Annotated in this window: 19 protein-coding genes; 3 read left to right on the forward strand and 16 right to left on the reverse strand. The window is 63.7% G+C overall.

All coding sequences use genetic code 11. The features are described 5' to 3' along the window. Window positions 1-64: 64 nt before the first annotated feature. The 13 genes from LRX75_RS08355 to rpoZ all read right to left on the reverse strand — a co-directional run bounded on the left by LRX75_RS08355 (window position 65) and on the right by rpoZ (window position 14,570). On the reverse strand, window positions 65-751 hold the full coding sequence (locus LRX75_RS08355; protein ID WP_338110289.1) for a sugar transferase: 687 nt from the start codon (window positions 749-751) through the stop codon (window positions 65-67). A 516-nt stretch (window positions 752-1,267) separates the two neighbouring features. Then, window positions 1,268-2,434 (reverse strand): nucleotide sugar dehydrogenase, encoded by a 1,167-nt coding sequence (locus LRX75_RS08360; protein ID WP_269456112.1) that lies wholly within the window; start codon window positions 2,432-2,434, stop codon window positions 1,268-1,270. A gap of 151 nt (window positions 2,435-2,585) precedes the next feature. Continuing rightward, complete coding sequence (galE, locus tag LRX75_RS08365) at window positions 2,586-3,581, reverse strand: UDP-glucose 4-epimerase GalE (protein WP_231813426.1); 996 nt, start codon at window positions 3,579-3,581, stop codon at window positions 2,586-2,588. Between the two features lie 66 nt (window positions 3,582-3,647). Further along, a complete protein-coding gene (locus tag LRX75_RS08370) occupies window positions 3,648-5,966 on the reverse strand; it encodes a Tex family protein (protein WP_231813427.1) in 2,319 nt (772 codons plus the stop codon). Between the two features lie 75 nt (window positions 5,967-6,041). Beyond that, the gene (locus LRX75_RS08375; protein ID WP_231813428.1) at window positions 6,042-7,043 is read right to left on the reverse strand and encodes a glutathione S-transferase family protein; all 1,002 of its coding nucleotides are present in this window, start codon (window positions 7,041-7,043) and stop codon (window positions 6,042-6,044) included. 117 nt (window positions 7,044-7,160) lie between these two features. After that, window positions 7,161-8,141, reverse strand: a complete 981-nt coding sequence (gene era / locus LRX75_RS08380) for a GTPase Era (protein ID WP_113150457.1) — start codon at window positions 8,139-8,141, stop codon at window positions 7,161-7,163. A 117-nt stretch (window positions 8,142-8,258) separates the two neighbouring features. Next, a complete protein-coding gene (gene rnc, locus LRX75_RS08385; protein ID WP_231813429.1) occupies window positions 8,259-8,969 on the reverse strand; it encodes a ribonuclease III in 711 nt (236 codons plus the stop codon). Beyond that, on the reverse strand, window positions 8,969-9,712 hold the full coding sequence (gene lepB / locus LRX75_RS08390) for a signal peptidase I (RefSeq protein WP_113150216.1): 744 nt from the start codon (window positions 9,710-9,712) through the stop codon (window positions 8,969-8,971). The genes rnc and lepB overlap by 1 nt, the downstream gene beginning before the upstream one ends. A 164-nt stretch (window positions 9,713-9,876) precedes the next feature. Continuing rightward, entirely contained in the window at window positions 9,877-10,296 is a 420-nt protein-coding gene (gene acpS, locus LRX75_RS08395; RefSeq protein WP_231813430.1) for a holo-ACP synthase, read from the reverse strand. Between the two features lie 31 nt (window positions 10,297-10,327). Next, a complete protein-coding gene (locus LRX75_RS08400; RefSeq protein ID WP_231813431.1) occupies window positions 10,328-10,891 on the reverse strand; it encodes a DUF2062 domain-containing protein in 564 nt (187 codons plus the stop codon). Between the two features lie 456 nt (window positions 10,892-11,347). Next, window positions 11,348-11,500, reverse strand: a complete 153-nt coding sequence (locus LRX75_RS08405; protein ID WP_092988262.1) for a DUF3563 domain-containing protein — start codon at window positions 11,498-11,500, stop codon at window positions 11,348-11,350. Window positions 11,501-11,638: 138 nt separating this feature from the next. Then, a complete protein-coding gene (locus LRX75_RS08410; RefSeq protein ID WP_231813432.1) occupies window positions 11,639-13,864 on the reverse strand; it encodes a RelA/SpoT family protein in 2,226 nt (741 codons plus the stop codon). 304 nt (window positions 13,865-14,168) lie between these two features. After that, on the reverse strand, window positions 14,169-14,570 hold the full coding sequence (rpoZ, locus tag LRX75_RS08415; RefSeq protein ID WP_113150212.1) for a DNA-directed RNA polymerase subunit omega: 402 nt from the start codon (window positions 14,568-14,570) through the stop codon (window positions 14,169-14,171). Window positions 14,571-15,070: 500 nt separating this feature from the next. On the opposite strand from rpoZ, the gene LRX75_RS08420 reads away from it, so the two are divergent. Further along, complete coding sequence (locus LRX75_RS08420) at window positions 15,071-15,652, forward strand: LabA-like NYN domain-containing protein (RefSeq protein ID WP_231813433.1); 582 nt, start codon at window positions 15,071-15,073, stop codon at window positions 15,650-15,652. Window positions 15,653-15,803: 151 nt separating this feature from the next. Here LRX75_RS08420 and smpB read toward each other — a convergent pair whose 3' ends face one another. After that, window positions 15,804-16,280, reverse strand: a complete 477-nt coding sequence (gene smpB, locus LRX75_RS08425; protein WP_113150211.1) for an SsrA-binding protein SmpB — start codon at window positions 16,278-16,280, stop codon at window positions 15,804-15,806. Beyond that, window positions 16,280-17,164, reverse strand: a complete 885-nt coding sequence (gene dapA, locus LRX75_RS08430) for a 4-hydroxy-tetrahydrodipicolinate synthase (RefSeq protein ID WP_231813434.1) — start codon at window positions 17,162-17,164, stop codon at window positions 16,280-16,282. The genes smpB and dapA overlap by 1 nt, the downstream gene beginning before the upstream one ends. A gap of 309 nt (window positions 17,165-17,473) precedes the next feature. Between dapA and LRX75_RS08435 the strand changes: the two genes are divergently transcribed. Together LRX75_RS08435 and LRX75_RS08440 are read left to right on the forward strand one after the other, a co-directional pair. Beyond that, window positions 17,474-19,624 carry a lytic transglycosylase domain-containing protein gene (locus LRX75_RS08435; protein ID WP_231813435.1) on the forward strand — a complete coding sequence of 717 codons (2,151 nt, stop codon included), beginning with the start codon at window positions 17,474-17,476 and terminating at the stop codon, window positions 19,622-19,624. A 110-nt stretch (window positions 19,625-19,734) separates the two neighbouring features. Next, window positions 19,735-20,628 carry an alpha/beta fold hydrolase gene (locus LRX75_RS08440; protein WP_231813436.1) on the forward strand — a complete coding sequence of 298 codons (894 nt, stop codon included), beginning with the start codon at window positions 19,735-19,737 and terminating at the stop codon, window positions 20,626-20,628. A 107-nt stretch (window positions 20,629-20,735) separates the two neighbouring features. Here LRX75_RS08440 and LRX75_RS08445 read toward each other — a convergent pair whose 3' ends face one another. Next, window positions 20,736-21,764, reverse strand: coding sequence for a porin (locus LRX75_RS08445; protein ID WP_231813437.1), 1,029 nt, complete (start codon window positions 21,762-21,764; stop codon window positions 20,736-20,738). Window positions 21,765-22,179 lie beyond the last annotated feature (415 nt).

Raw genomic sequence — 22,179 nt, forward strand, 5'->3', positions numbered from 1 at the left:
GCATGACATGCGGCGGCATCTCCGCCAAAGCGCGGGACGATCCGGCCGGCCTGCCGCTCGCGTCTTAGAAGCCGCTACCGCCGCGCAGTTCGGACATGATCGTCCGGCCGATGATGCTCATGTCCATCCAGAACGTGTAGTTGTGGACATAATAGATGTCGCAGGCGATGCGGGCGCGGGCCTTGGCAGCGTCCGTCGTCGGGCCACGGAGACCGCGGACCTGGGCGAGGCCCGTCAGGCCCGGCTTGATGCGGTGGCGATCGTGGTAATGCGGGACGAGGTCTTCATAAAGGCGATCCGCCGCGAGCATGCCGACGGCGTGGCAGCGCGGGCCGACCAGCGACATATGTCCGAGAAGCACGTTCACCAGCTGCGGCAGTTCATCGATGCTGGTCTTGCGCAGGATGGCCCCGAGACGCGTGATCCGAGGATCGTTCTTCGTCGTCTGCGCCACACCGCTGGCGTCGCAGAGGTCCGTCCGCATGCTGCGGAACTTGTAGATGCGGATGCGCGTGCAGTTTACGCCCCAGCGGACCTGGCTGAAGATCGGCGAGCCTTTGCTCTCCAGCCGGATCGCGATGCAGACCAGCAGGAAGAACGGCAGCAGGACCGCCAGCGCCGTGAAGGAAACCGCAATATCGAGCGCGCGCTTCGCCACCAGATGCGCCGTGCGGCTTCCGGAATGCCCGACGGACGTCAGCGGACCGCGATAGGCGGCGGGCGAGGTCGGAACCGCGGTCACGTATGTCATCGCACCAAACTCCTTCATACCAACCTCCGGCCGGACGCGTCTCTATGTTGCATCGCAATATGCATCACTCTAAATCAGGAGTCACTAAGGAATATACGCTTGATTAACTATGGACGGCTGATATGCAGCAATTGCATAGCTGCCGGCTCTGTTTTCCCGGCATTGCTGCAAAAGCATGCGGCCACCGCACGTCTCAGGTCAAACAGCGCGAAAATGAACCGTTTTTTAGCTGTGTCTTCTGGAAGTGGCCGGTTCGCGCGACCGGTGCCGCCGGATTTAACGGCGTCATAAGGCGGGTGCGCCTAGGGTCCCGGAAACGACCTGGAGAGCCCCATGACCCTTCGCCTCAAGAGCCTGTCCGCTGCCTTCGGCCTGTCGATCGCCACCTGGAGCCTCATTCTGCATGGCGTCAGTGCGCTGTAGTCGCAATCCCCTCGCGGACACTGCAGAAGCGCACGCCGCTGCCGCCGTGCGCCTTGCGATCTTTCTCATGCCCGGTAAAGGGCGTGATCCGGCTCAGTCGGACCCGAACAGGTCACGCGTATAGACCTTCTCGGCCACGTCCTTCAGTTCCGGCGTGTAGCGATTGGCGACGATGACGTCGCAGGTCTGCTTGAAGACGTCCAGATCGCGGATCAGCGGCGATTTGAAGAAATCCTCGCCCGGCAGCGCCGGCTCGAAGACCACGACGTCGATGCCCTTCGCCTTCAGCCGCTTCATGATGCCCTGGATGGACGAATCGCGGAAGTTGTCCGAGCCCGCCTTCATGACGAGACGGTAGATGCCGACACGCTTGGGGTTGCGGCGCAGAATGCTTTCCGCGACGAAATCCTTGCGCGTCGTGTTGGCGGTGACGATGGCGCTGATCAGCGCCTGCGGCACCTCGCGGTAGTTCGCCAGCAGCTGCTTGGTATCCTTGGGCAGGCAATAGCCGCCATAGCCGAAGGACGGGTTGTTGTAGTGCGTGCCGATCCGCGGATCGAGGCCGACGCCGTTGATGATCTGGCGGGCGTTCAAGCCGTGCAGCTCCGCATAGGTGTCGAGCTCGTTGAAATAGGCCACGCGCATGGCAAGATAGGTGTTGGAGAAGAGCTTGATGGCCTCGGCCTCGCTCGAATCCGTCAGGAGGATCTCGACGTCCTTCTTGATGGCGCCCCCGAGCAGCATGTCGGCAAAGGCCCGCGCGCGCTCGGACTGCTCGCCGACCACGATGCGCGACGGGTGCAGGTTGTCGTAGAGCGCCTTGCCCTCGCGCAGAAACTCCGGCGAAAAGATGATGTTGTCGCGCCCGAGGCTCGCGCGCAGGCGCTGGGTGTAACCGACCGGGATCGTGGACTTGATGACGATGACGGCCGTCGGATTGACCGCGAACACGTCCGCGATCGCCGCTTCGACGGAGCGGGTATCGAAATGGTTGGTCACCGTGTCGTAGTTCGTCGGCGTCGCCACGATGACGTAGTCGGCCCCGGCATAGGCATCGGCCGTGTCGCCGGTGGCGCGGAAGTTGAGAGACCGGCCGAGATAATCGGAAACTTCGGGGTCGACGATCGGCGACCTGCCCGCATTCAGCATGTTCACCTTGTCGATATTGGTATCGTAGGCGACCACCTCGTTGTGCTGCGCCAGAAGCATCGCATTCGAAATGCCGACATAGCCCAGACCTGCAACTGCAACCTTCATCATCACTCACTTTCTAAAAAAGACGACCCTCAAACGACATACCCTAATATGCCGGAGGATGGACACCTTAAATATGTTCAGCGACAACTCACCGCGTTGCGTCCGGCCGGATTCACACCGGCCGGCCATCTATCAGCATGTCGGAACGAGGGCGTCAGTCGGTGGCGTTGCGGCGCGAGAGGCGGTCCTCCCACGCGAGCGCATGGCGGACGATCGTGTCGAGATCGTCATATTCCGGCACCCAGCCGAGTTCCTTCATGGCAAGCGCCGGGTTCGCGACGATCATCGCCGGGTCGCCTGCACGGCGGGGGGCGAAATCGACCGCGAGATCCGAGCCGTTGACGCGCTTGACCGTGTCGAGAACCTCGAGCACCGAGAAGCCGTGGCCATAGCCGCAATTGGCGACGAGAGAGCCACCCCCGGCGCGCATGCGCTGCAGGGCCTTGAGATGGGCCTGCACCAGATCCCAGACATGGATGTAGTCGCGCACGCAGGTGCCGTCCGGCGTCGGGTAGTCGGTGCCGAAGACGCTCATGGAGGCGCGCTTGCCGAGCGCCACGGCGCAGGCGATCTTGATGAGATGGGTCGATGTCTTCGACGACTGGCCGGAGCGTCCCTTCGGGTCGGCGCCGGCCACGTTGAAGTAGCGCAGCACCGTATAGGTCAGGTCGTGTGCGGCGGCGGCATCGCGCAGCATGATTTCCGTCATCAGCTTCGAGGAGCCGTAGGGCGATTCCGGGCGAAGCTGGACGGTTTCCGAAACGGGTTCCAGCACCTCCGGCGTGCCGTAGACGGCAGCGGTGGAGGAGAAGACGAAATGCGGGATGCCGGCCTCCACGACACTGGCGATCAGCGCACGCGACTTGACCGTGTTGTTTTCGTAATAGCCGAGCGGGTCGCTGACGCTGTCGGGGACCACGATCGATCCGGCAAAATGAATGACGGCGTCGATGGCGTTCTCGGCGAAGATCCGCGACAGCAGTGCCGCATCCGCGATGTCGCCCTCGTACATCCGCGCCTCCGGCGCGATCGCCCAGCGAAAGCCGGTGGAGAGCCGGTCGATGACGACGACCTCCTCCCCCGCTTCCAGCAGCGCCCATACCATATGGCTGCCGATATAGCCGCCACCGCCCGTCACCAATACTGCCATACGTCCCTCACGTCGATTGTCGCATCAGGTATGAAACGCCTGCCGGGAAATGACAAGCGTCAGCGGTTACTTCCGCTTGGTCGCCCGCAACAGTGCTTCGCCCAGCGCTCCGGTAGCCGCAGGCGCCGGCTTTTCCGGCTTGATCGGCCGATGATCGCGCCGGGGCTCGGGCGCGGACGCAGGCCGTCCACCCGCCTCGCCGCCATCCTTGCGCATGGTCAGGCCGATGCGCTTGCGCGGCACGTCCACCTCCGTCACCCGCACCTTGACCACGTCGCCGGCCTTCACCACCTCATGCGGGTCCTTCACGAAGCGATCCGCCAGCTGGGAGACGTGCACGAGCCCGTCCTGGTGGACGCCGATATCCACGAAGGCGCCGAAGGCGGCGACATTGGTCACGGTCCCCTCCAGCAGCATGCCCGGTTTCAGGTCCTTGATGTCGTCGATGCCGTCGGCAAAGGTCGCGGTCTTGAAGCTCGGGCGCGGGTCGCGGCCGGGCTTTTCGAGTTCCGACAGGATGTCGCGGATGGTCGGCAGGCCGAAACGGTCGTCCACGAAAGCCTTCGGGTCGAGCGACTTCAGAAGCTGGGAGTCGCCCATCACGGTGCGGACGTCGCGGCCGCAGGCGGAAATGATCTTCTTGGCGACGCCGTAGGCTTCGGGGTGGACCGAGGAGGCGTCGAGCGGCTCCTTGCCGCCGGGAATGCGCAGGAAGCCGGCGCACTGCTCGAAGGTGCGCGCGCCGAGGCGCGGCACCGTCTTCAGTTCCGTGCGGGTCTTAAACGGGCCGATCGCATCGCGATGCGCGACGATCGCCTCCGCCGTCGAGCGGCTGAGGCCGGAGACACGCGCGAGGAGCGGTGCGGAGGCCGTGTTCAGGTCCACGCCGACGGCGTTGACCGCATCTTCCACCACGGCATCGAGCGAGCGGCTGAGCCGGCCCTGATCGACATCGTGCTGGTACTGGCCGACGCCGATCGACTTCGGTTCGATCTTGACGAGTTCGGCCAGGGGGTCCTGCAGCCGGCGGGCGATGGAGACGGCACCGCGCAAGGAGACGTCGAGCGTCGGAAACTCGTCGGCCGCCGCCTGCGAGGCCGAGTAGATCGAGGCGCCCGCTTCGGACACGATGACCTTGGTGGGCTTGGTGCCCGGCAGAGTGGCCAGCATGTCGGCGACCAGCCGCTCGGTCTCGCGGCTGCCGGTGCCGTTGCCGATGGAGATGAGCTCCACCTTGTGGCGGGCGACGAGCCTTGCGATCTCGGCCTGGGCGCCGCGCACGTCGTTCTTCGGCGGAAAGGGGTAGACCGTCGTGGTGTCCAGGAGCTTGCCCGTGCCATCCACGATCGCCACCTTCACGCCGGTGCGGATACCCGGATCGAGGCCCATTGTGGCGCGCGATCCGGCCGGGGCTGCCAGCAGCAGGTCCTTGAGGTTTCGCGCGAAGACGTGGATCGCCTCTTCCTCGGCCCGCTCACGCAGTTCGCGCATCAGATCGAGCGAAAGCGACATGGAGAGCTTGACGCGCCATGTCCAGCGGATGACCTCCATCAGCCACTGATCCCCGGGCAGGCTGCCGAGCTGATAGGCGGCGGCGATGATGCTTTCGACCGGTTTGACGGGCGACGGATCGGCCTCGTCCACGACGATATCGACCGAAAGAATGTCCTCGTTCCAGCCGCGCAGCATGGCCAGCGCCCGGTGGCCGGGGGCGGTCGCCCAGCGTTCGGAATGGTCGAAATAATCGGAAAACTTGGCGCCGGCCGCTTCCTTGCCGGCCACGACCTTCGCGCGGAGAAAGGCGCCGCTGCGCATATGGCCGCGCAGCCGGCCGAGCAGGTCGGCATTCTCCACGATGCCCTCGGCAACGATGTCGCGCGCGCCCTCGAGTGCCGCCTTCACATCCGGCACCTCGGCGGAGAGGAACGATGCGGCACGGTCCGCGGGCGGAATGCGGCGATCGAGAAGGATGGCTTCGGCCAGCGGTCCGAGCCCCTTCTCGCGCGCGATTTCGGCCTTGGTCCGGCGCTTCGGCTTGTAGGGGAGATAGATATCCTCAAGCTCCGCCTTGGTCGCGACGGCGGCGATCTTGCGCTCAAGATCATCGGTGAGCTTGCCCTGGCCGCGTATCGACTCGACGATGGCGTTTCGCCGGGCTTCCAGCTCGCGCAGATAGACCAGCCGTTCGGCAAGCGTGCGCAGCTGCGTGTCATCGAGGCCGCCGGTGACTTCCTTGCGGTAGCGGGCGATGAACGGCACGGTGGCACCGCCATCGAGCAGTTCGACGGCCGAGACGACCTGGGACTGCGTCGCCTTGATCTCCTGCGCGATCAGGAGGGCGATCGGCGGAACCGTCCGCGGGGACGTTTGAGCGGGCTGCGACATGAGGCGCGATCTCCTGTTTCCGATTCGGGCGGACCATAGAGAGATCGGGCGGGAACGCCAAGCGCGCGCGGATGCTCAGGCGCGCTGGACGATCCCCTCGCCCGCAAGCGCATCCCGCCCATGGGGGCTGGTGAGATCGAGATCGGGCCCGAGCGGCACGATGCCCGTGGGGTTGATGTGGGCGATGGAGTAATAGCCGCGCTTGATATGGTCGATCCGCACCGTCTCAGCGATGCCGGGCGACTGATAGATGTCGCGCAGATAGGCCTGCAGATGCGGATAGTCGGCGATGCGACGAAGATTGCACTTGAACGCACCGTGATAGGCCGCGTCGAAGCGCACCAACGTCACAAACAGGCGGATATCGGCTTCCGTCAGATGGCGGCCGGCGACATAGCGGGTGCGTGACAGATGCGCCTCCAGCGTGTCGAGCGTCGCAAACACACCCGTGACCGCCTCCTCGTAGGCGGACTGCGTGCGGGCGAAGCCCGAGCGATAGACGCCGTTGTTGAGCGTGTCGTAGATCAGCGCGTTCCAACGGTCGATGTCGGGGCGGAGGGGTTCGGGATAGAGATCACCGCGGTCGCCGGTCAGATCATCGAAGGCGCCGTTGAGGATGCGCAGGATGTCGGCCGACTCGTTGTTGACGATACGGCCTTCCCTTCTGTCCCAGAGCACGGGCACGGAGACCTTGCCGGTGTAGTGCGGATCGGAGGCGGTGTAGAGTTCGTGCTGGTAGTGCACGCGGCCGACGCGCGGTCCGGCATCGGCCGGCGGATCGTAAGTCCAGCCGTTTTCGCCGAGTTCGGGCTGGGAAATGGCGATGGGAAGGATGTCCTTGAGGCCCTTGATGCTGCGCATCATCAGCGTGCGGGACGCCCAGGGGCAGATATAGGCGACGAACAGCTGGAAACGCCCGGCCTCGGCCTTGAGCGCCGGCTGTCCCTCCGGTCCGGGGCTGCCGTCCGGGGTGATCCAGTTGCGAAAGCTGGTCGGCTCGCGATGGAAGGCGCCGCCCTTCATTTCGCCGGAGGCGACGTCACCCTTTTCCCAAACCCCATTCACGAGCTGCGGCATCGGCCGTCTCCTTGCACCTGATTGGGGTCATCAGGTGACATGACGGGTCCCGCTGCGCAAGGCGGGCGGGACTGGACGGAGCGTTCACCGAATCACGGCATCGCTCCGCCCTTTCCATCAGCGGGGGAATTCCAGGCCCATCTCGCGGAAGCGCTCGGGGTCGTCGCCCCAGTTTTCCCGCACCTTCACGAAAAGGAAGAGGTGGACAGGCTGTTCGAGGATCTCGGACAGCTCCTTGCGGGCGGCCATGGAGATCGCCTTGATGGCGTCGCCGTTCTTGCCGAGGGCGATCTTCTTCTGGCTGTCGCGCTCGACATAGATCACCTGCTCGATCCGCACCGAGCCGTCCTTCTTTTCCTCCCAACCCTCGGTTTCCACATGCGAGGAATAGGGAAGCTCCTGGTGGAGGCGCAGGAACAGCTTTTCGCGGGTGATCTCGGCGGCCAGCTGGCGCATGGGCAGGTCGGAGATCTGATCTTCCGGGTAGTACCAGGGACCTTCCGGCAGGGCTGCGGCCAGATAGTCCATGACGTCCTCGCAGCCGGAGCCGGTCAGCGCGGAGATCATGAAGGTGCGCTCGAAGGGAACGACTTCATTGGCGGCGGAGGCCAGCTGCAGCAGAACGTCGCGGGAGACCTGATCGATCTTGTTGAGCACGAGGATCTTCGGCTGGTGGACCTCCTTCAGACCCTCCAGGATCATCTGCGCATCGCCCTTCAGCCCGCGTTCGCTGTCGACCAGCAGCATGATGAAATCCGCATCCTTGGCGCCGCCCCAGGCGGTGGTGACCATGGCACGGTCGAGCCGGCGGCGCGGCTTGAAGATGCCGGGCGTATCCATGAACACGATCTGCGCGCGGTCGTGGATGGCGATGCCGCGCACGATGGCGCGCGTCGTCTGCACCTTATGGCTGACAATCGACACCTTGGCGCCGACCAGCCGGTTGACGAGCGTCGACTTGCCGGCATTCGTCGCGCCGATCATGGCGACGAAGCCGGAATGAGTCGGGCCGACAGGCTCGGCGACATCCGTTGCAGCTTCGGTTTCGACTGCTGCGTCCTGCCCGGTCTCGGCAGGATCCGTGTGATCTTCGGTCATTATATCCGTCAATTCGTTGGGGGCCGGCGTGTCTGCCGGCGTGAGTATGAACCGCAATCGCTTCCGCGACCAGAGGTTCGACAAAGGTTCGTTGCGCGCAGGATCAGGCGCCCATAATCAGGTACCGGAAGCGGCCCAGACCCCTTCCCGCTCCAGAATGCGGGTTGCGGCGGTTTGCTCGGCGGCCCGCTTGGAGCGGTCCACGCCGGTCTCGGGCGCGACACCGGGGATGATCACCGTCACCGTGAAGCGCGGATCGTGGTCGGGGCCGGAACGGTCGTCCACGCGATATTGCGGGGCGACGCCGAACTTCGCATGCGACCATTCCTGCAATTCGGTCTTGGCATCCCTGCGGGCGCCGTCGGCGCGCGTCGCGCGAGCCTTCCAGTGCTTGAGCACGAAGCCGCGCGCGGCCTCCAGACCGCCATCGAGATAGATCGCGGCGATCAGCGCTTCGACCACGTCGGCACGGATATTCAGGACGTGCTTGCCGGAGAGCTTCTTGACGTCTGCGCCGGCGCGGATGAAGCGGTGAAGCTCGATCTCGTCGGAAATTGCAGCGCAGCTTTCGGCGCTGACCAGCTGGTTCAGCCGCACCGACAATTCGCCTTCGTTCGCCGTCTTGAACGTCTGGAACAGAAGCTCCGCGACGCAGAGACCGAGCACGCGATCGCCGAGGAATTCCAGCCGCTCGTAGTCTGAACCGCCGGAATTGCGGGCGCTGGAATGCGTCAGCGCGCGGTCGAGCCGGACCTTGTCGGTGAAGACGTAGCCGAGCGCGTCTTCGAGACGCTCGCGCTCCTGCGGCCCGAGATCGCGCGGCTTCATTACTTCAGAACCTTGAAGAGGCGGTCATAGCGCAGGTTTGCCGGCCACTTCCAGATTTCGAGGAAGGAGGTGTCGTGGCCGAGCGAGAAGAAGATGAGGCTGGCGCGACCGACGAGGTTTTCGGCCGGGACGTAGCCGACGTCGAAACGGCTGTCGGCGGAATTGTCGCGGTTGTCGCCCATCATGAAGTAATGACCTTCCGGCACCACGAATTCGCGCGTGTTGTCGCCGCGCGAATCCGGAAACTGGTCGAGCGTGTCGAAGCTGACGCCGTTGTCGAGCGTTTCGCGGAAGACCGGCACGTCGGCGCCGGTGTCGTATTGGTCGTCGGCCCGGAAGACGCCGTCGGGCGCACGGGCGACTTCCTTGTCGTTGACGTAGAGAATGGAATTGCGCACCTGCACGCGGTCGCCCGGCAGGCCGATGACGCGCTTGATGTAGTCGATCTCGGGATTGGGCGGGAAGCGGAAGACGGCGATGTCGCCGCGCTTCGGGTCACTGCCGAAAATGCGGCCGCTGAAGAGATCGGGCGAGCGCGGCAGCGAGTATTTCGAATAGCCATAGGCGAACTTGTTGACGAAGATGTAATCGCCCACCAGCAGCGTCGGCATCATCGAGCCGGAGGGAATGGTGAAGGGCTGGAAGAGCACGGTGCGGATCACCAGCGCCAGAAGCAAGGCCTGAATGATGACCTTCACGTTCTCCCAGAGGCCGCTGTCCTTCTTTGCGATTTTTTCTGCCACGCCCGTCTATCCTTGTTTGCCGCTGACCGGCGCTTGTCGTCGTTTGAATGCCGTTGGTCTGCAGGGGTCCATGGCGCTCGCATCGAGCTTCGGCCCATCGGGCTCAGCCGCCCCTAAGAACGCGCGCGCCGTCAGCGGCCGCCGGACCTCGACTGCGCCATCCTCTAGCCGCTAACGTCTTCGGGAGCAACGGGCAGCGCCTCTATTATGACGAAGGCCTGCGCCAGAGGATCGTCGTCGGTGATCGTGAGGTGAACGACGGCGCGATGGCCGTGCGGCAGCATGCTCGCCAGGCGCAGGGCGGCACCGCCGGTCAGCATCATGGTCGGCTTGCCGCCGGGCAGATTGACGACACCCATGTCCTTCCAGAGCACCCCCTGCCCGATCCCGGTTCCCAGGGCCTTCGAACAGGCCTCCTTCGCCGCGAACCGCTTGGCATAGGACGCCGACCGGTTCTTGCGGCCTTCGGATTTCGCGATCTCCACCTCGGTGAAGCAGCGCTGGATGAAGCGCTCGCCGAACCGGTTCAGCGAGTTGTCGATGCGGCGGATGTCGATGAGGTCGCTGCCGAGGCCGATGATCATGAAAACCTGAGGGATCCGAAGGGTTGAGGGTTTAGGCCGCCGGCGACGCCTTGGGCTTTCCGGCGAGACGCGACACGCGGCGCGACTGGAACAGCCGGGCGGCATAATAGGAGCCGATATAGAACACGAGCGCGCTGCCGGCCGCCAGCGGCAGGCTGCCAAGCAGGAGCGGCTTCAGCAGCGGACCCCAGAGCTCGGTCAGTTGCAGATGCGTCAGCATGCGCAGCATATCCTCCCCGTCGAGCGGCCCATGACCGCCCGAGCCGAGGATCGCCGTGCCGATCTCGTAGCTGCTCGCGAGAATGACGGGAATGGTCAGGGGGTTGGCAAGCGTCGTCGCGATGCCGGCGGCGATCAGGTTGCCCGAGAAGAGATAGGCGGCGGCCAGCGCCAGGAGAATATGGAAGCCCACGAAGGGCGTGGCGGAGGACGCGGCTCCGGCTGCGACGCCCATGGCGATGGAATGGGGCGACGACGACAGGCGCAGGATGCGCAGCGCCAGATAGCGCAGGCCGCGGGTAAATCCCTTGCGCGGCCAGACCAGCTCGCGGAGCCGGACTGAGAACGATGCGGGCTGACGACGTTTGAACACCATGGTGCCGTGATAGACGATGCCCGTGTGGCCTTACAATGGCAATCTGGGGCAATCCGGGGCAATCTCGATCGTTCTCGACGCAAGGGTCGCGTTTCGCGCCGCCGGACGATCGAGGGGCGGCCTTGCAGGCGTCTCGACCGCGGCATGGGGAGGCAGGCTGCAACGGGCGGACGGAGGTGGATCGCGCGGGGGCGGTGCGTCGATGGTCCGGAGATCGCGGCGAACGCGGGCCCCCGAAAGGACACATCGCACGACGATCGCCGACCGCTCCTGGATGTCGGCTTTTCATGAGCCGCCATCTCCAGAGCATTTCCCGCAGGGTCCGCCCTCATGGCGGCCCCGTGCCGGGAACGTTCAGGATACTGCTAGTGTCACGCGGCCCCGGAGAGGCTGCGCATGTCAGCCTTGCACCAGGCGCAAGGCTCGTGTCTTGGTCTCGGTCGAACCGAGCGCGGCTCAGAAGCCGTTGCGGAAGAGACCGCGGTCGATCTGACGCTGGCGATATTCGAGGTCGATGCGATCGGACGAGCCGTTGAGGTAGCTCAGTTCGCGTTCAGCTGCCGACAGGGGGCGCAGGGCGCCGGTGAGTTTCTTGATCTGCTTGAACATTGGTAAACCTTTCTTCGTTTACCTCCCAAGCCAGAACATAAGCGCATCATTGCCTTTCCACCAGCGCCGGCTTCGGCGGGCAGCCATGCGGTCGGCGCATACCGCGCCCGGCCGCAGCCTATCTCGCAGGCAGACGGCTCAGAGGAAGACGCGCTTGACCGTGGAGATCACAGGCAAGTCCTTGAGCTGCGTCAGCATGTGGTTCAGCTGGCGCAGGTCCCAGACCTCGAGATCGAGCATCAGCTCGCTGAAATCGGCGGCGATCGGCCCCATGGTGATGGCACGGATGTTGATGTCGCCGGTGGCCAGCGACTGGGCGATATCGGCCAGCGTCCCCGGCTCGTTCAGCGCATTGACCTGCACGCGCGCCATGAAGCGGGTGTTGTTGGCCTGGTCGAGATCCCAGCGCACGTCGATCCACCGCTCCGATTCGTCGTCGAACTGCTGCAGGCTCGGCGACTGGATCGGATAGATGGTGATCCCCTTGTCCTTCTCCATGATGCCGACGATACGGTCGCCGGGGACGGCGCCGGATGCGCTGAAATGGACGAAGGCATTGCCCGAGAGGCCACGGATCGGCAGGTCTTCCGGCCCGCCGGCATCGATGGCGGTGGCGCTTTCCTTGGAATGGCCGGGAATCTTGAACGCCATGCCGGCGGCGGAGCGCATTGCGAACCAGCCGTCGTCCGTCGAGGGCTTCGGCGTCACGCGCTCGTCCTGATGGTCGGGATGCATGGCGCGCAGCACGTCGAGGGAGGACAGCTCGCCGCGGCCGACGGCGGCGATGGCGTCCTCCACCTCCTTCTGCCCGAGACGGTGAAGGATCGGCTTCATTGCTTCACGTGTGAAGGGCTTGCCGGCGCGCTCGAACGTGCGCTCGAGAATGCGGAAGCCGAGGCCCGAATACTGCTTGCGGATGGCCGCCTTGGTCGCCCGGCGGATGGCGGCACGCGCCTTGCCCGTGACGACGATCTCCTCCCAGGCGGCCGGCGGCACCTGGATACCCGAGCGGACGATCTCGACCTCGTCGCCATTGGCGAGCCGGGTGACGAGCGGCATGATCCGGCCGTTGATCTTGGCGCCGACGCAGGTGTCGCCGATATTGGTGTGGACCGCATAGGCGAAATCGATCGGCGTCGCGCCGCGCGGCAGGGCGATCAGCTGGCCCTTGGGCGTGAAGCAGAAGACCTGATCCTGGAAAAGCTCGAGCTTGGTATGCTCCAGAAACTCTTCCGGATTGTCGCCTTCCGCCAGCGCCTCGATGGTGCGGCGCAGCCAGGAATAGGCGTTGGAGGTCGGCGACAGCTTGACGTCGCCCTGCGCCTCGGCTCCATCCTTGTAGAGCGTATGGGCGGCGATGCCGTATTCGGCGATCTCGTGCATGCGGCGCGTGCGGATCTGCAGCTCGATGCGCTGGCGCGAGGGGCCGACGATGGTGGTGTGGATCGACTGGTAGTCGTTCTGCTTCGGCGTCGAGATGTAATCCTTGAACCGGCCGGGAACGACGCGCCAACGGGTGTGCACGATGCCGAGCGCGCGGTAACAGGCGGGAATGTCCTCGACAATGACCCGGAAGCCCCAGACGTCGGACAGCTGCTCGAAGGACAGCGACTTCGACTGCATCTTGCGGAAGACGGAATAGGGCTTCTTCTGCCGGCCCTTCACGCTGATGCCGTTCAGCCCCTTGGCGGCGAGCAGGTCGCCCAGCTCGTCCTCGATCTTCTTGATCAGGCCTTCGTTGCGCGCGGAAAGCTCGTCCAGCCGCTGCGTCACGGTTTCGAAGGCATCGGGATTGATGTGCCGGAAGGACAGGTTTTCCAGCTCCTCGCGCATGTCGTGCATGCCCATGCGGCCGGCGAGCGGCGCATAGATCTCCATTGTCTCCTCGGAGATCCGGGCACGCTTCTCCGCCGACATATGGTCCAGCGTGCGCATGTTGTGCAGCCGGTCGGCGAGCTTGACGAGGAGGACGCGCACATCGTCGGAGATGGCCAAGAGCAGCTTGCGCAGGTTTTCCGCCTGCTTGGCCTTGCGGCTGACGAGATCGAGCTTCTTGATCTTGGTCAGGCCCTCGACCAGCGCGCCGATGTCCTCGCCGAAGAGATCGTCGATCTCCGCCCGCGTCGCCGTGGTGTCCTCGATGGTGTCGTGCAGCAGCGCGACCGCGATCGTCGCCTCGTCGAGGTGCATTTCGGTCAGGATGGCCGCGACTTCCAGCGGATGCGAAATATAGGGATCGCCGCTGGCGCGCTTCTGCTGGCCATGCTTCTGCATGGCATAGACATAGGCCTTGTTGAGCAGTGCCTCGTTGACGTCAGGCTTGTATTTCTGAACCCGTTCCACGAGTTCATATTGGCGCATCATGCGTGTGCGGCTCCGCGGGGGCTGTGTTTCCGAGGCATCACTCCTTCAATGGAAATCCATTTAAATCATGACGCAGCGGCAACGGAAAGCGCGTCCGGTGCGATCCGGCGCGATTCTTCCCGTCTATCATGGCGTTACCATCGATTTCCCACCATCGAAATCCGGGAAGCGACCCGTTCGACGCAGTCCGCCGCAGCGACGCTGCCGGCGTTGCACCGCAGGAATCAGAATGTGAGAAGAAGCCGGAACGACAAAGCGCCGGACGATGCCGGCGCTTCGAAGATGGTATGCCTGGGCGGGACGATCAGTAGTCGTCGCTCTTTTCCGGGGGAACGAGGCCCTCGATGCCGGCCAGCAGCTCTTCTTCCGTCATGCGGTCGAAGGTGACGGCTTCCGGCTGATCGTCGTCCTCGGAGGCGTCGGCGAAGTTTGCCGCGCCGCCCGTGATGGATGCCGGATCGGCTTCGGGCTCGTCGACTTCGACATGCTTCTGCAGCGAATGGATCAGGTCTTCCTTGAGATCGCCGGGCGACAGCGTCTCGTCGGCGATCTCGCGCAGGGCGACGACCGGATTCTTGTCGTTGTCGCGATCGATGGTGATCGCCGCGCCCTGGGAGATCAGGCGCGCACGGTGGCTGGCGAGGAGCACGAGCTCAAAGCGGTTGTCGACCTTGTCGATGCAATCTTCGACCGTAACGCGGGCCATTGCGTATCCTTCGATGGTTTCAAGCGCCGGGCACGGCCAAAAGCTGCCTTGCCTGCGCGGATAAGGTGACGAGAGCGACCAACGCTGGCGCGGCTTTCCGGCTCTCGGGAACGGATTGGTTGCCGGATACAGCCATTGGCCTGAAAATTCAAGTTTTTCATGAGAGGGCGCGCGATAAAGGGCCAACCCCGCCAGTAGTATTGTTTCTGTACTGTATCGTGCAAATTGCAAATGCCCGGTTGCAACATTAGATCTGCATGAAAAGAGAACAGACTACCACATATTTAGGGGTCCGTTTATCATGTTGATGTGTGCATCTGCGATCGAGACTAGTGGTCCGCGAAAAATTGTGCTGGAACGACGTTTGTCCTCCATCGAACTTTTCTCTCGATCACTGGTGCGATAAGGACAATAATCATGACACCCCCGGTATGCACTTGTTTCGCGTCTGATGATGGACAGGAAAAATTTGCACGCATCGCCGGACTGAAGGAATGCCGATGTTCGATCCACGCGAAAAAATAGCTCTCTTTATCGACGGCGCGAACCTGTACGCCGCGTCGAAAAGCCTCGGCTTCGACATCGATTATCGTAAGCTTTTGAAAGCTTTTCAGAAGCGGGGCTATCTTCTGCGGGCCTATTACTACACCGCGCTGATCGAGGATCAGGAATATTCCTCGATCCGCCCTCTGATCGACTGGCTGGACTACAACGGCTACAAGGTCGTGACGAAGCCCGCGAAGGAATTTACCGATTCGCTCGGCCGCCGGAAGATCAAGGGCAATATGGACATCGAGCTTGCCATCGATGCCATGGAACAGTCGGAAACCGTCGATCACCTCGTGATCTTTTCGGGAGACGGCGATTTTACCACGCTCGTGGAGGCGCTGCAGCGCAAGGGGCGGAAAGTGTCCGTGGTGTCCACCATGTCGACCCAGCCGCCGATGATCGCCGACGACCTGCGGCGCCAGTCCGACCATTTCATCGACCTCCTCAGCCTGAAGGCGGAGATCGGACGGGACCCGTCGGAACGGGCCGCCCGCACGGTCGAACCCGTCCATCAGGACGACATGAACGGATAATCCGGCCTCACGATTGGCGGCACGGCGCCAAGACGCGGCGTCTCCGCGCCTTGGAGTTTGTCAGGGATACGGGAGATCCGCTTATCCCGGAGGGACAAACGATCACACTGGAATCGAGCGCCACGCTCGTTCGCAATGGACCTGACAGGCCCTAGTGGTCCTTCAGAAGACGGCTCTTCTGCCGGTTCCAGTCGCGCTCTTTTTCGCTCTCGCGCTTGTCGTGCAGCTTCTTGCCCTTGCCGAGCGCCAGTTCGAGCTTGGCGCGCCCCTGATCGTTGAAATAGATTTTCAGGGGAATGAGCGACATGCCCTCGCGGTTCACGGCACCCTGCAGGCGGTTCACCTCGCGCTTGGACAGGAGAAGCTTGCGGCGACGGCGCGGCTCGTGATTGAAGCGGTTGGCCTGCAGATATTCCGGCAGATAGGAATTGATCAGCCACATTTCGCCGCCCTCGTCCGTCGCGTAGGACTCGGCGATATTGGCCTTGCCCTCGCGCAGCGACTTCACCTCCGTGCCGGTCAGCACGAGGCCGGCCTCGTAGGTGTCGAGGATCTCGTAATTGTAGCGCGCCTTGCGGTTTTCGGCGACGATCTTGCGAACGGTGCGCTCGCTGCCCTTCGGGGCCATCAGTTCAGCAGCCCGGCATGGACGAGCGCCGCCTCGATGGCGCTTTCGGTTGCCGGCTCGAGCGACGGCATCAGCGGCGAGCGGACGTGCCGGCTCATGCCGCGCAGCCGGTTCAGCGCGAACTTCGAGCCACAGACGCCCGGCTCCATGAAGATGGCCTTGTGCAGCGGCATCAGCTGGTCCTGATAGGCGAGTGCCTTGGCGAAGTCGCCGGCGAGCGTGGCCTCCTGAAACGCTGCGCTCAGGCGCGGCGCGACATTGGCGGTGACCGAGATGCAGCCGACGCCGCCATGGGCGTTGAAGCCGAGTGCCGTCGCATCTTCGCCCGAAAGCTGGACGAAATCCGCACCGCAGGTGATGCGCTGCTCGGAGACGCGCTCGATCTTGCCGGTCGCGTCCTTCACACCGAGGATCGACGGATAGGCCTTGCGCAGGGCGCCCATGGTTTCCGGCGACATGTCGATGACCGAGCGGCCGGGGATGTTGTAGATGACGATCGGCAGCTTGACGGCTTCGGCGATCGCCGAAAAATGGGCATAAAGTCCCTTTTGCGTCGGCTTGTTATAATACGGTGTCACGACGAGGATACCGTCGGCACCGGCCTTTTCCGCATGCTGGGCCAGTTCGATCGCCTCGCGGGTGTTGTTGGACCCGGCTCCGGCGATGACCGGCACGCGACCGCCGACAGCCTCGATGCAGAGTTCGACGACGCGCTTGTGCTCGGCATGCGACAAGGTCGGGGACTCCCCCGTCGTCCCCACCGGAACGACACCGTGGCTGCCTTCGGAGATGACCCACTGGACGTGATCGACGAATGCGTCCTTATCCACGGCGCCGGCCGGCGTGAACGGGGTGACGAGAGCGGGAATGGATCCCTTGAACATGCACTGCTCCTGACGGCGCGCGGGCACTGGAGACCCATGCTTCGGCCGCATTTCATGGTTAGAAAATTGCCGGCACCTTAATCGTCCCGGTCTCCGGCGGCAAGCATTGACTGGCAATGACGATGCAGAGCGGAACGGATGAGGCGGCCGGGGGTTCGGGCAGATCACGCGGATTTTTGAACACGATGCCGTCACGGCTCGCGGCAATGGCGGGATCGGCGATGTGGCATTAACCTTTCATTAGTGTCTCGATTGCCAAATGCTGTAGGATTGCGGAACGGCGGGTTGATCATGGGCGGGAAAGTTTTCATGCGTGGTGCCATCCATCGAACACTGATCGCCGCGCTGAGCGTTTCCACCCTCGGGCTTGGCACGCTCCTGGTCCCGGGTGTCGCCGCTCGGGCAGAGCCGGCCGGCGTTCCCCTCCCCCTGTCGCGCCCGTCCGTTTCCCGTTCGACAGCCGTCGCATCCGCCGCAGAGGCCTTCGTGCCCGTTCCCAAGGCGCCGGCCGCCTTCAGCGGCATGACGGACGGCGGCATGACCGGCGCCATTCCGCGCAGCACCATCCCGGACTCGGTCGCAGCCCTCAAGGACGGCCTCGACGCCTTGACGAATCGCGATCCCGTGCGCGCCATCGCCGTTCGCAATTCCATGGGCGACGATACGCTCGACCGGCACATCCTGACCTGGGCCATCGCACAATCGACGCAGAAGGGCATTCCCTCCTACGAAATCGCCCGCGCGCAGCAGGACCTGAAAGGCTGGCCGGGTCTCGGCGGGCTGCGCGCCAGCTCGGAACGGGCGCTCTACCGGGAAAACCCGGCGCCCAAGGACGTGCTTGCGGCCTTCGGCAGCACCGCGCCCGAAACGTCGGAGGGCACGCTGATCCTCGCGCGGGCCCTGGTGGCGAAGGGTGACACGCGCCAGGCCGCAACCCGGCTTCGCACGCTCTGGGCGACCAAAGCGCTGGACGTGGCGACGGAAACGAAGGTGCTCGCGGAATTTCCGAGCCTGCTGACGACGGCAGACCACAAGCGCCGGATGGAAATGCTGCTCTATCGCGGCCGTTTCGAGCAGGCGACGCGCTTCAGCGATCTCGGCAAGGCGCAGTCGCTCTACCGCGCTTGGCTCGCCATGTCGAAGAAGGCCGCGAATGCCGATGCGCTGATCGCCGCCGTCGATCCGTCCTGGAGCAGCGATCCGGCCTTTCTGTTCGTGCGGATCGAGCAGTTGCGCAAGCAGGAGAAGTACGACGCCGCCGCAAAGCTCCTGTCGCAGCTGCCCAAGGATCCCGAACGCCTGATCGATACCGGGGAATGGTGGGTCGAGCAGCGGATCATCAGCCGCGGCCTTGCCGATGCCGGGGATTTCCGCGGCGCTTATCGCGTCGCCGCCGCGCATGTGGCGACGGATGCGACCGATGTGGTGGATGCGGAATTCCATGCCGGCTGGTATGCGCTGCGCGGTCTTCAGGACGGTCAGACCGCCGCCACGCATTTCGAGCGCATTCTCAAGGCTTCCAACCGGCCGATTTCGGTGTCGCGTGCCTATTACTGGCTCGGCCGTGCTGCCGAGAAGGGCGGCCCCGGCCAGGCGAAGACCTATTACGCCAAGGCCGCCGCCCTTTCGGGCACATTCTATGGACAGCTGGCAAGCGCGAAGCTCGGCCGCAAGACGCTGAACGTGACCTATCCGAGCCCCACGGCCGACGACCGCACGCGGTTCGAGAGCCGGGAAGCCGTTCGCGCCATCGGCCGGCTGGAGGCCGCCGGTCACGGATGGCGGGCCGACCGGCTGTATCTGGCACTAGCCGACAATCTGACCAGTCCCGGGGAGCTGGCGATTCTGTCTGCCCGCGCCGAGAAGACGCGCACGCACGGTCTCGCGCTGCAGGTCGGCAAGCTGGCCTTTGGCCGCGGAATCGATGTCGCCGCGCTTGCCTTTCCCTTGGGGGTCATTCCGGGCACGGCCAATATTTCCGGCTCCGGCAAGGCGCTCGCCTATGCCATCGCGCGGCAGGAAAGCGCCTTCAACCCTGCGGCCGTGTCGCCCGCCAATGCGCGCGGCCTGCTGCAAATCCTGCCGACGACCGCAAAGCTCGTCGCGAGCCGTCACGGCATCCCCTATTCCAAAGAGCGTCTGACGACGGATGCCGGATACAATGCGACGCTCGGCGCCCATTATCTCGGCGAGCAGATCAATGATTTCGGCGGGTCCTACATCCTGACCTTCATCGCCTACAATGCAGGCCCCCGCCGCGTGCCGGAATGGATCGGCCGCTACGGCGATCCACGCGGCAAGTCGATCGACGAGGTGGTGGACTGGATCGAGCGCATTCCCTTTGCCGAGACGCGCAACTACGTGCAGCGGGTCATGGAGAACTACCAGGTCTATAAATCGCGCCTCGGCCAGAGCGCCGATATCGTCGAGGATCTACGGATGGGGCGGCAGTCGTCCTGACCGGGCGATCTCTACCTCCATTCGTCCTTTCGCCATCGTCCTCCTACCTTCTATAATGACGGGAGTACCGGCACCGCGGAGCGAGAAGAACCTCCGCGAAGGGAGGACAGATGGACAGAAACGGGATCGTCGAGCATTTCATCCGGGTTCGCGATCGGCTGACGCTCTTTGCGGCGGACTATCCTGCCGCCCGCCCCTCGGCAGACGGTGACGATACCCTGCCCGTCATCTGTCTTCCCGGTCTCAGCCGCAATTCCCGCGACTTCCATGGCTTTGCCCGGGCGATCTCGAACGATCGGATGAGGCCGCGACGTGTGATCGCGATCGATTATCGCGGGCGCGGGCGATCCAACTGGGATCCGGACCCGAGCCGCTACCAGCTCTCCGTCGAGGCGGGCGACGTCGTGGACATCTGCGGCGCGCTCGGCATCGAGGCCGCCATTTTCGTTGGAACGTCGCGCGGCGGCTTGATTCTCCATCTCCTGCCCGGCATTGCGCCCGGACTTTCACGGGCCAATATTCTCAACGATATCGGGCCCGTGATCGAGATCGGCGGACTGCTGGCCATCGCCCGCTATCTGAACGACGAAGGCCGCTACACATCATGGCGTGCGGCGGCCGCAGCGCTGAAAATGCTGCACGGACCGGCCTTTCCCGCCCTTCGTGCTGTGGACTGGGACGAAATGGCACAGAGCCTCTATCGCGAAACGGATGGCGTCATCCTGCCCGATTTCGACCCCGCCCTCGTCGCGCCGCTCCTCGAACTCTCGGCCGAGACGCCCCTCGCCGATCTCTGGCCCCTCTTCGATGGCCTGCGGGAACAGCCGCTCATGGTGATCCGCGGCGAGACATCGTCTCTTCTCTCGCAAAAGACGGTTTCGGACATGGCCCGGCGCCATCCCGGACTGTGGTCCCTGACGGTGCCCGGCCAGGGGCACGCCCCCCTCCTCCACCTTCCCGGCGTCATCGCGCCGGTCGCGGACTTTCTCGCAACATTGGCGTGAGCCGCTGACAGGCAGCGCAGGGTTTCCCGGCGCCCGTCGCGTCCACATACGAAAAAACCCGGCATCTCTGCCGGGTTTTCCATCAATGACCGTGAGGTCAAGTGATATTAGAAGTCGCGCTGCAGGCGGAGGAAGCCCGTCCACTGGTCGTCGGATACGAGACGATCAGCTGCGTCGCCGTCGAACTTCGTGTAGTTGACGGTTGCCAGCGTGCGCAGGCCTTCCGTAACCTGGTAGCCAGCCGTCAGACCAACCTTCCAAGCGTCGAGGTCGTTGTTGAACTGGCTGCCCGTGCGGACGTTGCCGAAGTACTGAGCGGCCGGGGTGATCGTCAGCTTGTCGGTTGCCTTGACAGCGTATTCAGCTGCAACGGTCCATTCAGCGCGGTCGTAGTAGTAGTTCGGGTTCGTGGCGTACTGGCCAGCGATGCCGAACGTGCCCGGGCCGATTTCAGCCGTGGCGAGCAGGCGGAAAGCTGCTTCTTCGACGTCGACGTCGTAGGAAGCGAGACCGTAGACGTTGAAGCCGCCGATCGTCGCGCCGAGCTTGCCGGTTACGCCGAGGTCGTTGTTGCTGTTGCGGTCGGTGAAGTAGGTGTTTTCAACTTCTTCAACCGAAACGCTGGCGACGAAAGAGCCGGCATCATAGGTGTAACGAGCCGAGTTCTGCAGAGCGCCGAACGAAGAGTCGAGCGAGTCGGTTTCGCCAGAGAGACCATCGTCCCAGTAGCTGTAGAAGTAACCGACGTCGAAACCAGCGATGTTGATCCATGCGCCGTCAAGGAATACGTCGCTTTCGGTATCAGCCTGAAGGTTGATGTAGGACGACAGCGTGCCGTATTCCGTGTCGTTCTTGGCAGCGAACGTCAGGTAACCACGCGAGTAAGCGTCGTAGTCGCCACGGCCGTTTGCACCGTAGGAATTTTCGTTGAAGCGAAGTTCCGTACGAACGTAGCCGCCGATCTTGAGGCAGGTTTCCGTGCCCGGGATGTAGAAGTAGCCGGTGCCGAAAGCGTCGCAAACGCGAACGTATTCCATTGCTTCCGGTTCAGCAGCGACGATAGCGTCGGCAGCGTGTGCGCCGGATACTGCTGCGAGAGCGGCAGCGGAGCCGAGAAGAAGGCTCTTAATGTTCATTTCTGACCTCCAGTCAAAAGTTTAAAACGGGTCTGGGTATTTTGCTGAAGGACAGCGTTCCCTGCCCCATCCCCAACACTTCAGAAGTTGGCGATCAACCGCCCTTGCTTCTGGATTTGAAAATACCTGACGCGGCCGATGGCGCAATCACCAACTTGCTATCCCGCCTCCTTTCGTCCGCCCTTCCGCATGTCCTGTTGCTGAAACGACACAAAATGGCCATCCGGGGTCCGAAGTCTTAATGAGACCTTAAGAAAATCGTTTGTTGCGAAGTGCTTAGCCCGGTTGAGGCTTGCGCGAAACTGGTGCGGAACGTGGCAAAACAGGGGCTGCGCCGCGCTCGAGGCCCTCTCGCCGCTGCGATCAGCCGCCCGGACACCCGGGCGCCATGCCCTTCCGCCCGGCTGGAGAATCG

Source organism: Rhizobium quercicola, assembly GCF_021168455.1.
Taxonomy (GTDB): Bacteria; Pseudomonadota; Alphaproteobacteria; order Rhizobiales; family Rhizobiaceae; genus Ferranicluibacter; species Ferranicluibacter quercicola.